This window comes from Aeoliella mucimassa (genome assembly GCF_007748035.1).
GTDB lineage: Bacteria > Planctomycetota > Planctomycetia > Pirellulales > Lacipirellulaceae > Aeoliella > Aeoliella mucimassa.
Window position 1 is genome coordinate 3,874,006 of the sequence record NZ_CP036278.1, and the last position, 15,282, is coordinate 3,889,287.

Below are 15,282 nucleotides of genomic sequence, written 5' to 3' on the forward strand. Positions count from 1 at the left end.
AAGTTCGTCGCATTCATGCTTGCAGTAGGGGGCACGCTTACCGCTCCCGGTGCACAGGATGTTGACCTGGGGATCGTGCCGTTTGGCACCAACGGATCGGTGCGGTTGGTGGAAGTGGCCACCCTAGCGGGCGATAGTCAGCAGATCATTGCTCGCAACGACAAGCTGTACTTCGCCTTGCAAAATGGGACGGTTGCTGAGTTCACCAAGAGCGGCGATGGATCGCTCATCCCCAGCCCGCAACCGTTTCTCAATGTAGCAACCGAGCGGTCAGGTGTTTTTGGTAACAATCCGGTGGGCTCGGCCAATGGTCTGCGTGGTATCGCTTTTCACCCCGACTTCGACAGCAATGGCAAGTTCTACTCCATGCAATGCGAAACTCGGGGGGCAAATCCGACACACACGCTCAATCCAGCATGGAGCCTGGGAACTGGAAGCAATGTCGATAGCGTGCTGACCGAGTGGACCTTCCACCCCGGGACAACCCAGCTGATCTCTCAGCGGGAAGTTTACCGAGTTCAATATCCAGCTGGACACCATATTGGCCAGAACATCGCGTTCAATCCTATTGCCGAGCCAGGTGATCCTGATTACGGGAACTTGTACATCGGCTTTGGGGACAGCGGTGGCCAGTTGCCGGGATCGCAAGACTTTTCCGCTGACAATGTGATTACCACCGTGTCCCAGGATGGCACCACGGTGCTTGGCAAGATGATTCGAATTAATCCTCTGGAGCAAGCCAACCAGCCTTTTACGATTCCAACCGACAATCCTTTTGTCGGCAACGACGGCCAGGCACCTAACGGGGGCAACATACTGGACGAAGTCTATGCACTGGGATTTCGCAATCCGCAAACCATGGCGTTCGACCCGGTATCTGGCATGCTGTTGTCGGGCGATGTGAGCCACAACAACGTGGAGGAAATCAACCTCATCGAGAGCGGAGCCAACTACGGTTGGGCCGAACGCGAGGGCACCTACGACTTCACGACCCCCTACAGTAGCACCACACTTGCTGAAGTGCCGCTGGCAACTCGACTTACCGATCCCTATACCTATCCGGTCGCTCAATTCGACCACAAAAACAACCTCAATGGTACAGCGGCCATCATCGCCGGCGCGGTTTACCACGGCACACTTGCTCCCGAACTCGATGGCCTGTACCTGTTCGGGAATCTATCGACCGACCAGATCTTCTTTGCTGAAGCCGATCAACTGACGAACAACGAAGTTCCTGCTATGGTTTTTCGTCAATCGTTGGTCGACCATTCCAATAATCCAATATCGCTTGGCGAAATCGTAGGGGTGGGTGCAGGGGGTCGCGCAAACATGCGATTCGGGCAAGACTCCGATGGAGAGCTTTACCTGTTCAGCAAACACAACGACACCGTCTATCTGTTTACCTCGGGTGAGCCGATTGCCCCTCCTTCGATACTTGGCGACTTGGATCTCGATGGCTCGCTCACCACCCAAGATATCGATCAGTTCGTTGCAGGATGGCTCTCGACGTTTGCGTTTGCTGGAGTGCATTCCTGGATGAATGGCGATCTAAACCTCGACGCCAGAGTCGACTTGGAAGACGTCTACCTGATGCACACCGCGCTCGCCGATGTCGGTATCGAGTGGGCGTTCGGAAAGTCCCTGCAAGTTCCTGAAACAACCAGTCAAGTGTTGCTGGCGCCGCTCGCCATGACGTTTATCGCATGGTCGAGCTATCGCAGCGTTACGAAAGTCAGCTCCACCTGCTAACCCTTACTTTTCAGTATCGTTCACTACGTACCCTCGGCATCCACTCGCCAATTTTACACTGCCCATTTATGGAGAATTGGAGTCACTCATGCACATTCGCAAACGTTCGCTCTCTCCGTTAGGTTTCACATTAGTTGAGCTGCTGGTAGTCATCGCGATTATCGGAATCCTGGTCGCCTTGCTATTGCCAGCGGTGCAGTCGGCTCGTGAAGCCGCCCGACGCACCCAGTGCCGAAATCAACTCAAGCAGATCGGCCTGGCCTTTTTGAACCATGAGAGCGCCCACGGTGCATTGCCGTCTGGCGGATGGGGATGGACCTGGACTGGCGATCCCGATTCGGGATCGGGCGAGCGTCAACCTGGCGGGTGGGCCTACAGCATTTTGCCTTACATGGAAGGCGACGTGGTGCATGCGGTGGGTAACGGCATGACCCCGGCACAGAAACGGGTCGCCTTGGCCCAGCAACAAACCCAGATTGTTCCGGCGTTCTACTGCCCAAGCCGTCGAGCGCCGAGACTGTCGTACGCTCCCTATTCGGTCGTCAATGCTAACGATCCACCCGACTTCATGGTCGCCAAAACCGACTACGCCGCGAATGGTGGTTGCCACTCGCCTGCCGAAGGTTCGCCAGTGGGTTGGTGGGCAGGACCTTCGAACATGAACTGCGTCGACAACTATCCCAACTGTGGTACTTGGGGTTACACGAAAAAGAACATCAAGTGGTTCGACGGCCCGGTGCGTCCTCGCTTTCCGCTCGAACTTCGTCAGCTCGATCGTGGCACCTCGAACACCATGTTAGCCGCTGAGAAGTACCTGAGCCCAACGTTCTACGCGGAAGAAAGCCGAGAGAACAGTTGCTCCGACAACAACTCGCTTTACCAAGGTTACGACTGGGACGTGATTCGTTGGACTCGTAGCGAAGCCCGCTACCTGCCGCAGCCCGATACCGGTGTCGAAGAAGCCTGCTCTGTTCGCTTCGGCAGTGCTCACTCCGGCGCTCTGAATGTGGTGATGTGCGATGGCTCGGTGCAGTCGGTCGATTACGACATCGAACCAGCCCTTTGGGAAGTGATGGGCGTAATTGGCGAAACTTGCAAGGTGAAGGAACCCAAGGGACCAACCGGCCCGGTTCGCTAGTGTCCCCAGGGACTTCCCCCTGCGGTATATTTTTTTCGACGCTTCCTGCCAACTTAAGTTTCGCTTGTATCATGCCACCACACCTTCGCTGCGTGACGTATTGTGGAGTTCTCCTGACGCTCCTGACCACATCGGGATGCCTGGGCTCTTCGAGCTCAGGTCGTCTTGATGGGGATGAGGCGGCTAGCCTTGCGATGGAGTCTTATGACTCCGATGGGGATGGTTCGTTGAGTTCGGCAGAGCTCGTGAAGTCCCCTGCCCTGACGTCGGCCAAGGAACGAGTGGACGCCAACGACGACGACGCGATCTCGGCCGACGAGATCGCACAACGAATTAAGGTGTACGACTCGCAGTCGAGCTTTGTGCCAGTGACGGTTCAACTTCGCTTGGGGGGACGTCCGCTCGAGATGGCGACCGTTACTTTCGCGCCGGAGTCGTTCATGGGCGAGATGCAATCATTCACCGGGGTGTCCGACGCCACGGGCTACGTGATGCTCTCCGGCGAGGAACAGAAGCTGCCAGGTTTACCACAGGGCTTCTACACCATCACGATCACTCGCGAAGGTGGAGAACAGACAATCCAAGGCTGCGAAATTGCCGACGATGTTCCCGAAGTAAGTCGCATGACCTTTAATCTGTAATGCCATGACGTGAGCTGGTAGCCCACGATTTAGGCAACTGATAAGGCTTGCCTAACCGACGAGTTCCTTGACAACTCGGCCATGCACGTCGGTCAGACGGAAATGCCGCCCTTGGTACTTGAAGGTCAGCCGCTCGTGGTCGATCCCTAGCAGGTGCAGCATCGTCGCGTGCAGGTCGTGCACGTGCACTCCATTCTCGACCACGTTGTAGCTGAAATCGTCGGTGGTCCCATACACCGTGCCCGGCTTCGCCCCGCCGCCGGCCATCCACATGGTGAAGCAACGGGGATGATGGTCCCGGCCAAACTCGTTTTTGCTCAACTTGCCCTGGCAGTAGTTCGTCCGCCCGAACTCCCCACCCCAGACCACGAGGGTATCTTCGAGCATGCCCCGCGCTTTCAGATCCTGCAAGAGCGCCGCGGTCGGCTGGTCGGTTTGTTGGCATTTGTTGCGGAACCCACTCAGGAGACTACCATGGTGATCCCATCCCGGGTGATAGAGCTGAATGAAACGCACGCCCCGCTCGGCCAGGCGTCGGGCGAGCAGGCAATTCGCTGCATAAGTTCCGGGCGTTCGCACATCGGAACCGTATAGCTCGAGCGTGCTTTCCGACTCGTCCGCCAGGTTCGTCACGTCGGGTATCGAAGCTTGCATGCGATAGGCCAGCTCGTACTGAGCGATGCGTGTTTCGAGTTCCGGGTCTTCGGTTTCCGCAAGTTGCATGCGATGCAATTCCTGCAACCGATCGAGCGCCTGGCGGCGACTCTCGCGGCCGATGCCGTTGGGACTGTTGAGATACAACACCGCGTTGGCGTCGCTCCGCAGCTGCACCCCGTCGTGCTTGCCCGGAAGGAAACCACTGCCCCACAGCCGCGACACGAGCGGCTGGCCCCCCTGCCCGTTGGTGACGAGCACAATAAATGCTGGCAGGTCTCGATTCTCCGATCCCAGTCCGTACGACAGCCACGAACCGAAACTCGGCCGCCCGGGAAATTGCGAACCGGTTTGCATGAATGTGACGCCCGGCCCGTGATTGATCGCTTCGGTATAGACCGATTTAACGATGCAAAGCTCGTCGACCATTTTCGCCACGTGAGGCATTTGATCGCTTACCCACGCGCCCGACTTGCCATGCTGAGCGAACGCGAACGGAGAACCGACAAGCGGCAAGCTCGCCTGGTTGCTGCTCATGCCGGTGAGTCGCTGCCCTTTGCGAACACTGTCCGGCAGTTCCTCGCCATGCATTTTGTTGAGCAACGGCTTGTAGTCGAACGACTCAATCTGCGACGGGGCGCCTGACTGAAAGAGGAAGATCACCCGCTTCGCCCGCACGGGAAGATGAGGGGCGGGGGCTACCGCTTCGCTTCCTTCGGCCGCAGTGGGATTCAATAGCGTGCCCAGCGCGATCGCACCGAGACCATGCCCCAGACGCTCGAGTGCCTGGCGGCGGCTCAGTCCGCTTGGAGCGAACGGATTTTCCATGGCCATGTTGCGATTCTCGTTAAAGCTTGTCATTGCAACCTCACGCATTGATCGAGGTTCATGATGGCATTCACCAGCACGGTTGCCGCCGCATGGCGGGCGGGGGATAGATCGGGTTCGTTGCCAGCGTCTCCGATCGCTAGCAGCGAGTCGGCTTCGGCCGGTTGAGCTGTATAGAACACCCGCTGCTCGTCGTACAACGCCTGCAGTACTTCTAGTTGCCCTTCGGTCGGTCGACGACTGGTCAGGCAGCGAAATGCTTCTTCGATCAAGGCCTGATCGTCCTCCTGGTGCTTCTTCAGCAAATGCCCGGCAAACACCCGCGAGGCTTCTACGAATTGCGTGCCATTGAGCATCACCAACGCCTGCAGCGGCGACGGTACCTCCTCACGACGCACCCGACACACCTCACGCTTACCGGCGTTCAGCGTGGTCATCACCGGTGCGGGCGAGGTCCGTTGCCAGAACGTATACACGCTGCGACGATACAACCCGGCACCCGTCGCGGGAGTGGTCGGCTTGTACGAGAGACTTAAATCGTAGGGCTTGGCCGGCGGGCCGCCCACATCGTTCGCCAGCAGCCCGCTCACCGCCAGCACGTTGTCGCGAAGCATCTCCGCAGAGAGTTGGCGATGGAAGCTGCGAGCCAGCAGTCGATTTTCAGGATCGGCCATGCGAACTTCCTTCGACACCACCGCGCTCTGCCGATAGGTCGCCGAGAGGGCCATTTGCTTGAGCAACCGATGCACGTCCCAATCGTGCTCGATGAAGTCGCGGGCGAGCCAGTCGAGCAACTTTTCGTGCGTGGGACGTTCTCCCTGGGCTCCGAAGTCTTCCGGCGTCCTCACCAAGCCCATCCCGAACATCAGCTGCCAGTAACGATTCACCGTGACACGAGCCATGAGTGGATGGTCGTCGGAGGTTAACCACTTTGCCAGACCAAGACGATTGCGCGAAAGATCGGCCGGAAAAGCAGGCAGAAAGCTCGGCGTGTCGGCCTGCACCTCTTCTCCACGATTATCGTATCCACCCCGCACCAGCACGTAGGCTGGCAAGGGCTGTTCGAGTTCGCGCATCACCATGATCGCAGGTGTCGCGTCCATTAGCTTATTCCAACGCTGCCGTGCCTGCTGCAATTCGCTGCGGGCTTGCCGGCTCGGTTCGTGAACTGCCAGCAGATAATAGTCGCGGAGTTCGTCCATACTATTTCGTGAGGCCACCTGAAGCGCGGCCACCACGGCTTGCTCAAGATCGGCACCATCGTACACGTGACGGACTTCCAGCGAGCTAAGCTGGCGATCGAACACTTGGAACTCGTCGACCAGGCCACCTTTGAAACCACGGTCGCGGTACCGCGACCCGATCGCCAGATTATTCTCGCCACCGCCCCAGCGGGTGATCTGGCGGGTCAAATGATCCTTTACCACCTCGGTTTTCGCTGGCTCGCCGTTGAGATAAATCCGCAGCCCTGCGGCCTTGCTCGAGCCATCGTATGTCACCAGCACATGACACCACTGCCCAGGCTGTAACACGTCGACGGTCTCGACACAGATCGCGTTGCCCGGCCAGAAATGGACCAGCTTAGCACTGAGCTTCGAACCCAGTTTGGTAAGTTCGTAGCCGATGCTCCCCGCGTCGTCCCACCCGCGCGAATGACGATAAATCACCGCCCGTTCGGTCACTTCACTCGGCTGAATCCAGAGCGCGATGCTAAATGGCTGGTCACGGCTAAATTGCCCCACGGTTGGGATTTCCACCGCATCGTCACCGGTGAGCTTGATCGCGGTGCCGACTTTGCCTGGCATGAGCAGATTAGCTGCCGACGTACTGGCAGGCGCATCGGGCCGCACCTGGTCGGCAATCGTGAGTGTGGTAGGCTTTTCTGCCGAATCTACTTGTTCAGGGGCGTCGAAGGAGAGATGCGAGACCTTACCACGGATCTCACTTATCTTCGGCTCGCTAGCAAGCCAGCTGGCAAAATCGGATTCCGCATCGGACTCTATTTGCTTAAGTCGATGTTCGGCGGCTGCGATTTCGCCTTGCGCCTTGTCGAGTTCCTGCTGCTCTTCGTCGGTAACCAGCGGCATCGAGGGGGTCGGCACGGCGTCGGTAAAATACGAAATCAGCCCCCGCTCGTCGATGTTCGCAAAGAACGAACTGAACCGATAGTAGTCCTTCGTCGTAATCGGATCGTACTTATGATCATGGCACCGCGCGCATTCGAACGTTAGCCCCATCAGCGCAGTGGCGACCGTGTGAGCACGATCGGCCACGTTCTCGACTCGAAACTCCTCGACCGCCACGCCCCCTTCTTTTTTGTGAGAATGCAGCCGATTGAAGGTGGTCGCTAGGCGCTGCTCCTGCGTTGCCTCGGGCAGCAAATCGCCAGCTAGCTGCCAGGTAATAAACTCGTCGTACGGCTGATTTCGCTGGAAGGCCTCGATCACCCAATCGCGCCATGGCCAGACAAATCTCTCGGAGTCGACCTGATAGCCATACGAGTCGGCATACCGCGCCACGTCGAGCCATTCAGCTGCCAACCGCTCGGCACAAGCAGGTCGGGTCAGCAGTTGGTCCACCACCTCTTCGTAGGCGTCTGCCGAATCATCGGCGAGAAACGCATCGATCTCGGTTGTCGTGGGAGGGAGCCCGGTAAGGTCGAAAGTCACGCGGCGCAGCCAAGTTTCTTTGCTGGCCTCGACATTCGGCCGGAGGCCAGCGGCCTCGATTTTCGCGGCCACGAACCGGTCGATATCGTTCTTCGCCCACCCTTTTCCCTTCGCTGGTACCGGTACGCTCTCCGGCAAGGTGGCAAACGCCCAATGTGTTTCGTAAGCTGCGCCCGACTCAATCCACTGGTCGAGCAGTTGCTTCTCTTTTTCGGTAAGCTGGCGGACCGCTTCGCGGGGCGGCATCCGATCGTCCCCCTCGCTATGAATGCGGGCGTGCAGCTCACTCGCAGCAAGGTCGCCCGGCTTCACGCCGACATATCCACCGAGATCGGCAATGGCGTTCTCACGGGTATCGAGTCGAAACTCCGACGACTGATTCGCCGCATCGCGACCATGGCAGTGAAAACACTTGTCCGAGAGAATCGGCAACACATCGCGGTTGAACGAAACCTGGCTCTCCTGCTGCGCGAATCCAACCACCGGCCACCCGATGCCCACCAGCAACCAGACAAGGCACCAAGCGATGCGGCCCCCCATAGGAATCTCCCTTCGACCAAACCAGAAGTATGTGCAGCGGAGAAAACCAAATTGTATCCCAGTTGTTTCGGGATGCAAACTTTCTACGAGTTTGTTCTCCCACGTTCCATCTGGCCTGAGTCGGCGATGTTGCACCCCACCAATCGCCGCTCTACTATTTTAGTTCCCCTTCCCCGTTCCCTATATTTCGTGGGCCGCTGCCGGACACTGCATCGGTCGCCGCACAACACCCTCCGCTGGGAAAGCAGACCCGTGATTCGTTACGCCTTGACTGTTGTGATTGCCACACTGGCAGTTTTATCGAGCTCGCTCCACGCTGCGTCGCCAGTTTATTACTTCGACTTGAGCGAGCTCCATCAAGCTGACCTCAAAGACCCTGCCCAAGCGCAACGAGCATGGGATGTGATGCACCTTACCTCGTCGGTGCAAGGCATTGTGAATCGCAATCGCTCCACGTTGTTCGTACGGTTCTCACCCAACCCCGACGACTTCTGGTGGAACCACTTGCGATCAGAGGGGGAATGGCTCCACAACCGACCAGTCAAGCAAATTGGTTCGATCACCGAACTACTCAAAGTATTCCAATCGCAACTCAAGGGCACCGTGGTCTACGATCCACGGGTGCCAGCTACCTCGAATGTGGCGAGCACTATTGCGGGGGTGGAGAGTCGCGTGTGCCTGCGTTACGATCCCTCGCCCGACTCGCTGTATTCCCAAGTATCTCATAGCAAGCTGTCGTTTACGGCGAACGAGTATCGGCTGATGAACGACGATGGAAGCGTGATGTTCGACGCTACCGCTTCGCCAACCAGCGACGCTGAGTCCCCCGACGTCGCCAAGCGAGTGGCAAGTGCCAAGTGCAACGCCTATCTATGGGCGAAGGAGCGGTACCTCGACACCGGGATGGTTTCGAAGAGCGAGCTGGCCTACTATATCGATCTCTACTGGCTTCGCTGTGCGGGTAATAGCAGTGTTTTGAATAGCACCGTGATGAATCACGACTACTTCATTGCAAACCAGTCGTTTTTCACCGACTTGCATGTTTGGGAAGACGAAGCCCCGGTCGACGATCCCGATCAACCCGTCGGTACCGACACCGAAACGCTCACGCAATTACTCGCAGCGATGAAGCAACAGGCCGATGGCAATATGTACTACATGGGTGGCTTTATCCCTTGGGCTTACAAGTACACGAACTATGGCCCGGCCGGATCGCACCACGAACCAGTGGCCACCGAGTGGAAGCTGGTAAAAATGCTCAGCGCGAACAACGCCATTCTCGACGCCGATGCGCTCGGGTTCTCGGGCATGGCGAATGCCTCGTTCTATCAACACCATCCACAACCCGAGCAATACCCACTACAGAACAAGCCAACGCTCGAACGACTACAAGCCGAAGGTCTGGTAGATGCGGATGGCAAGGTAAAGCCGGCCACGTATGTTGCGTTTTACATGGGCGACTACGATTCGGCCGCCTGGTTCCATCATCATGTGCCGCTGCTGTGGTCGGATGAAGCGCATGGCAAGATTCCCTGCGGCTGGGCGATTAATCCCAGCCTCGACCGCCGGGCGCCGCACGCGATGTACTACGCTCGCACGCACGCGGCGGCTTCCGACTATTTTATGTCGGGCGACTGTGGTGCCGGCTACATCAACCCCGGCGAGTTTGCCAATACCAACCATGCCGACGAGAGTTGGCAAGCGTGGATCGATCTCAACAAGCGTGCGTTCCATAAGTACGACCTGTCACTCACCGGATTCGTGATCGATGGTCTCGCGCCGCGGATGGATGCGGCTGGGCTTGGTAAGTACGCGGAGTTTTCTCCTGATGGCATTGGTACTCAAGGGGTTTACGACTCCGCACTCACCGAGCAAGCACTTCGAGAACATCAATTGCCGGTAGTTCCCATGGCGACCGATCTGTATGGCGAACCGGCAGAAGCTGGTAAACGGCTAGCCGAACTCCCCAGTGGCCAGGCACCTCACTTTTTGTTCGTCCGCACGATCCTGAAGACACCCAGCTGGCATCAGCAAACCGCCGAGCAGGCGCAGCAACATCGCGACATCAAGTTTGTCGATCCATACACGCTGTTTCTGTTATACCGCTTGCACCATTGCCCCTAACGAGGCACGCCACTTATATTTCGCTAAGCTATCGCGGCCAGTCACGCGATACTGAGGGTAACGAGCGTCGCTTGCGACAGCGGAACGTCCCTCGATGTGCACCTCGATCTGAAGTTTGTAGCTGGATGACGAATAACCAATTCACGCTTGGCCCCCGCCCCAATACCGTTTGCACGCCTGACGGAGAGGTGCTCGAGCCCCCCAAAGATTGGTCGCTGTTGCCGCCGGGGGATGCCGCGTTGACTCGCCGGGTGAAAGCGGCCGGCGATCACTGGGTGGTGCAGGAGCGGCGCGGCCGCAAAGTTTTCTCAAAAGGCATATGGGCCCCCAGCAATACCATTGAACGCATCAAGGACGAGTTGGTAGCGATGCGCTCGACCGAGAGCTACGCCAAGAAGCAAGCCGCCAGCGTCCGACGCCGCGAAGCGACGCAGACTCAATACGTGGGTGAGTTTGCCGACGCGGTGCTGCAGTTTCTCAACTTCCACCCCAGCCATGCCGAACTCGCCAAACAACTGGCCGACGCGGTAACGACGCATGCCACGCCGGTAGGCAGCGGCACCGTCGCCCGCACGAAACGGATTCCCGTGGAGCGACGTGCCGAAGCGGCCGTGATCGCCTGGATGCGTCATCAGACCACCGCCTACGACTCGATGAAGATCCCCCGCGTCAAAGGCAAACGCCGCGAAGTGCGACGGATGCTAGCGCAGCACTCCAAAGCACTGCTCGCCAAATACCGCGAAGGAAAACAGGTCGACAACTGCCCGCTGCAAACGGCCGTGTCGCAAGCAAGCCAAGCTTAACAACTGGCAGGCTTACTCTCCAACCAACGCTATCCCAGCTGTCTGGCATTCTTTGCCATTTTGTGCTGGGAAATGGCCACCCAACATGTTCTAATGAACAGGTACGCATGGCTTTCAGCTATCGGCTATCGGCTTCTTAGTGATTGGAGGTGATTTAGATGTAATGCTTTCTGTGAAGTCGAACGTTTAGTAACGCGCAGGCGAACGGTTGCCCGCGTGGGCGTTCGCTGCTGCGCGGTTATCAAAGCTGTAGGCTCTAAGCTGTAAGCGGTAGGCTAGATGCTTCGGGTCGCTGGAAGCTCCCGTCAGCATGACATCCGCTTACCTGTATCCCCAAAACTTCCCTGCCCCCCGAATCCTGTTTCCTGACTCCTCCCAAGAATAGTTTCCCATGGGTGGGAATCTATTTTGGGCACTTTCCGCGGAGGTGTTGATGTAAATACATACAGGCAAATGACTTGCGACCGCTAGGCACCGCAAAACTGAACTACTACCGGCTGGAAGCCGGTAGGTTTGGAAAGAGTTCGTGAGCTACGGACTGAAGTCCTTCACTCACGAAGGCGTTACGCGGAAGTTATCTTCCCCGTCTTTGGGCTCCGTTCCCCGCTGACCCTGGATATACGCGGTAATCGCTTCCTCAGTCACACTTCCGCTAGACGCCACAAAGTACCCGCGGGCCCACAAATGACGCCCCCAGTACTGCTTTTGCAGATGCTGGAACTCCATCAGAAGCTTTCGCGAGTTCCTCACCTACTGTAACTTCTCGCCCCAAACGAAATGGCATTTCAAAATAAAGCGGCAATGTGCCCCAGTCCGGTAACTATCCATCCTAGTAGTATATGAACCTGAAGGTTTCGCCTGAAGGCGAGGGTTCTAACCCCATCGGTTGGATAATAGATTCCCATCGGATGGGTTTTGGGAAATGGGAATCTATTCCAGTGCGAAAACCACTGGTTTTGCAGAGTGCGTGCAGATTCAATTTTCCCATCGGTGGGAAAATTGGGAATCTATTTCGCCTGCGCGAATTCTCGCCCCGCGCAACCCGAGCGGTGGCTAGCGGGCGGTGGCTAGCGGGCGGTCGGTGCTGGTTCGGCTGGTTCGACGATCGGTGGATCCGCGGTCAGCGTGGGTTGCTGGCAACTTGCTTCGACAGCTGGATCGCCGCCGGTCATTTGCAGAGCGATGATCAGCTGGCGACCTTCTTCGCGAAGTCGTGGTAACCGCATGGCAAATACGAGCGACGCGAGGATGCAGACTCCTCCGCCCCAAGCTAGGGTGGCCGGGGCACCGATCCAACCTGCGACCATACCCGACAATAACGCCCCGACTGGTGCCATGCCCATGAACATCATCGAGTAGACGCTCATCACCCGGCCGCGAAGCGAGTCGGGCACCGACGCCTGGACCAGTGTGTTCGAAGCGGCCATCTGGATCATCATCGAGAACCCGACAGGAATCAGCAGGAACATCGAAAGCCAGAAGTTTTCCGACATGGAGAACAAGATCAAGCTCACCCCGAAAGCAGCCGCCGCGGCGGCGATCCACCTGCCGAGGCCAAACACCTGGTCGCGGGCGGCGAGCACCAGCGCGGCGATCATGGCCCCTACGCCGGTCGCGCCCATCAGGTAACCAAGCGTGGCCGAGTCGCCGCCGAGAATCTGCTCGGCAAAGATCGGCATCAACACCACGTACGGCATGCCCATCAAACTGATGACACCAAGCAATAACAATAACGCACGAATCGGAGCTGTGCGGGCAGTGAAGTAAAAACCTTCCACCAGATTTTCGAGCGTGCTGCCTGTGTGCCGGCGCACGAGAGGAGTGATATTCATCAGCAGCAAACCAACGATCACCGCGATGAAGCTTACTGCGTTCACAAAGAAGCACCAGCCTTCGCCAATCAGCGAAACAAGCACTCCAGCGATCGCCGGCCCGACGATTCGGGCGCCGTTGAACATCGACGAGTTCAGTGCAATCGCATTGATCAGGTTTTCGCGGCCAACCATGTCGGGCACAAACGCTTGGCGGGCGGGGATGTCGAATCCGTTAATCACGCCGAACGCTACCGCAATGACAAACAGATGCCAGACCTGTACCAGATCGGTAATCGTGAGACCCGCCAAGACGAAAGCGACGAGCATCGAGAGCGTCTGGGTAATCACCAGCACCCGACGACGATCGTTACGGTCGGCGACCACTCCCCCCAACGGAGCCATCAAGAACACCGGAATCTGCGAAGCAAAACCAATCAGCCCTAGCAGCACCACCGACCCGGTAAGCCGGTACACCAGCCAACTCTGGGCGACCGATTGCATCCAGGTTCCAGTGAGCGAAATAAACTGGCCGGCAAAGAATAACTGGAAATTACGATGCTTCAGGGCACGAAACGCATTGGCCATCGCGGCGCCGACCGTTGTGAAAATAACTTGAAACAACGCCGGTTGCCGTTGCTAGCAAGGTCCGTCGCTTTGAGAAATACCATGAGAACCAGTCGCGATCTTCGCACAACCAAGGAACGACAGCAAGTGAGTCGCCCGCGGACTGTTGCGCAGCACCGAAACTACTGCGGCAGCGTGCAACCGATTGCAGCACACGATTTGCCTGCATGTCGACGAAATCCGGCTCAACACCACCAGTATTGTGCGAACAGGCGGATTGGCAACTGCCTAGGCAAACAGCCTAGTCACGGCCTTGGCCTTCACCAGTTCCCGCGGTTGCTTCAGGTGATTGAGCACCGTGGTCTCGGGATTGATGCCGAAAGCATGGTAGATGGTCGCGAGCAGCTCGGTGGGGTGCACCGGGTCGACCAACGGGGCGGAGCCAGTTGCGTCGGACTCGCCATGCACGTACCCCCGCTTGGTACCCGCACCGGCAACTACCGCGGTATAGCAGTAGGGCCAGTGGTCGCGACCGTCATCGGAGTTATTGTTGCCCGAAGTACTAACGCCTCGCTGCGGGCTACGGCCAAACTCACCGACGACCACCAGCAAGGTATCCTCCAGCATGCCGCGTTCGTCGAGATCCTCGATCAGCGCCGAAATGCCGTTATCGAACATCGGGGCCGACTGGTCGCGCATCCGCTTGCTGAGATCCGAGTGTTGGTCCCACGAGTGATTGTCGGAGTTGGCCACTTTCGGCCATACCACTTCGACCACGCGGGTGCCGGCCTCGACGAGTCGCCGAGCGAGCAGGCAGCTTTGCCCAAACGTGTTTCGGCCGAACCGATCGCGAACCGAGTCCTGCTCCTGCGACAAATCAAACGCATCGCGGGCCCGCCCGGAGGCCACGAGGTCGACCGCCCGTTCGTAGTACTGGTTGAGGTTCTCTCCCGCCACGGCTTGCTCGATGGCTGGCATCTGGCGACTGACCAGTTCGCGAAGCCTGGCGCGGCGCTGCAAGCGGAGCGAGAACACATCGGGCTGAAGCTGCAAGTCGTCGACTCGCACCCCATCCATTTTGTCCATCTTCATGTCGTCCCCGGGGGGATACAACGTGTACGGATCGTACGCTTTGCCGAGGAATCCAGCGGTACCACCCTTACCGACAACGTTGCTCTCCTGCAGCGGGCGAGGGAGCATCACGAACGGCAGCATCGGATCTTGCGTCGGCTTCAGCCGCACGATGTTCGAACCGAAGTTCGGAAAGTCCTTAGGACTCGGCGGTTCGAGTTGTCCGGAGGGACTCACCTTGTCGGTGGTGTAGCCGGTCATCATTTGATAGATCGCCGCGGTGTGATTGAACAACCCGTTCGGCGTGTAACTCATCGAGCGAATCATCGTGAAACGATCGTTAAGTTGCGACAACTTCGGCAGGACTTCAGTGAATTGAATGCCTGGAATCTTCGTGGAAATCGGCTTGAACACGCTCCGCACGTTGTCCGGCACGTTTTCTTTTGGGTCCCACAAATCGAGGTGACTCGGACCACCTTGCAGGTAGCACAGAATCACGCTCTTCGCTTTGCCCCAGCCGGGAGCGGCCGAAGTGCTGGCGCTGGCTTGGGCTTGAAGCTGCAGCAACGAACCAAGCGACAGTCCCAGCAAGCCCGAAGTGCCGACGCGCAGCACGTCGCGACGCGTGGGACGCAAATGCGAATCGCACAAGTCTCTAACAGCCGAGTTTCCAGTGATACGCCACAT

The 15,282-nt window shown here is 57.9% G+C and carries 10 protein-coding genes; 5 read left to right on the forward strand and 5 right to left on the reverse strand.

The annotated features are described in order from the left end of the window. Nucleotides 1–15 precede the first annotated feature (15 nt). From Pan181_RS15170 to Pan181_RS15180, 3 genes are all read left to right on the forward strand, one after another. Entirely contained in the window at nt 16–1,749 is a 1,734-nt protein-coding gene (locus tag Pan181_RS15170) for a PQQ-dependent sugar dehydrogenase (protein WP_145247793.1), read from the forward strand. 88 nt (nt 1,750–1,837) lie between these two features. After that, a complete protein-coding gene (locus tag Pan181_RS15175) occupies nt 1,838–2,887 on the forward strand; it encodes a DUF1559 family PulG-like putative transporter (RefSeq protein WP_145252250.1) in 1,050 nt (349 codons plus the stop codon). A 245-nt stretch (nt 2,888–3,132) separates the two neighbouring features. After that, complete coding sequence (locus Pan181_RS15180) at nt 3,133–3,528, forward strand: hypothetical protein (RefSeq protein ID WP_145247795.1); 396 nt, start codon at nt 3,133–3,135, stop codon at nt 3,526–3,528. A 51-nt stretch (nt 3,529–3,579) separates the two neighbouring features. Here Pan181_RS15180 and Pan181_RS15185 read toward each other — a convergent pair whose 3' ends face one another. Both Pan181_RS15185 and Pan181_RS15190 read right to left on the reverse strand, forming a co-directional pair. Further along, nucleotides 3,580–5,043, reverse strand: coding sequence for a DUF1501 domain-containing protein (locus Pan181_RS15185; RefSeq protein ID WP_231943605.1), 1,464 nt, complete (start codon nt 5,041–5,043; stop codon nt 3,580–3,582). Continuing rightward, the gene (locus Pan181_RS15190; protein WP_197528384.1) at nt 5,040–8,219 is read right to left on the reverse strand and encodes a DUF1553 domain-containing protein; all 3,180 of its coding nucleotides are present in this window, start codon (nt 8,217–8,219) and stop codon (nt 5,040–5,042) included. Before Pan181_RS15190 ends, Pan181_RS15185 begins: the two co-directional genes overlap by 4 nt. A 405-nt stretch (nt 8,220–8,624) precedes the next feature. Between Pan181_RS15190 and Pan181_RS15195 the strand changes: the two genes are divergently transcribed. Together Pan181_RS15195 and Pan181_RS15200 are read left to right on the forward strand one after the other, a co-directional pair. Continuing rightward, nucleotides 8,625–10,343 (forward strand): GxGYxYP domain-containing protein, encoded by a 1,719-nt coding sequence (locus Pan181_RS15195; RefSeq protein WP_231943869.1) that lies wholly within the window; start codon nt 8,625–8,627, stop codon nt 10,341–10,343. Between the two features lie 125 nt (nt 10,344–10,468). Further along, complete coding sequence (locus Pan181_RS15200; protein WP_145247799.1) at nt 10,469–11,146, forward strand: DUF2293 domain-containing protein; 678 nt, start codon at nt 10,469–10,471, stop codon at nt 11,144–11,146. Nucleotides 11,147–11,698: 552 nt separating this feature from the next. On the opposite strand, the gene Pan181_RS15205 is transcribed toward Pan181_RS15200, so the two are convergent. The 3 genes from Pan181_RS15205 to Pan181_RS15215 all read right to left on the reverse strand — a co-directional run bounded on the left by Pan181_RS15205 (nt 11,699) and on the right by Pan181_RS15215 (nt 15,282). Then, entirely contained in the window at nt 11,699–11,896 is a 198-nt protein-coding gene (locus tag Pan181_RS15205; RefSeq protein WP_391483957.1) for a transposase, read from the reverse strand. A gap of 317 nt (nt 11,897–12,213) precedes the next feature. Beyond that, complete coding sequence (locus Pan181_RS15210) at nt 12,214–13,581, reverse strand: MFS transporter (RefSeq protein ID WP_197528386.1); 1,368 nt, start codon at nt 13,579–13,581, stop codon at nt 12,214–12,216. A 231-nt stretch (nt 13,582–13,812) separates the two neighbouring features. Further along, nucleotides 13,813–15,282 (reverse strand): DUF1501 domain-containing protein, encoded by a 1,470-nt coding sequence (locus Pan181_RS15215; protein ID WP_145247801.1) that lies wholly within the window; start codon nt 15,280–15,282, stop codon nt 13,813–13,815.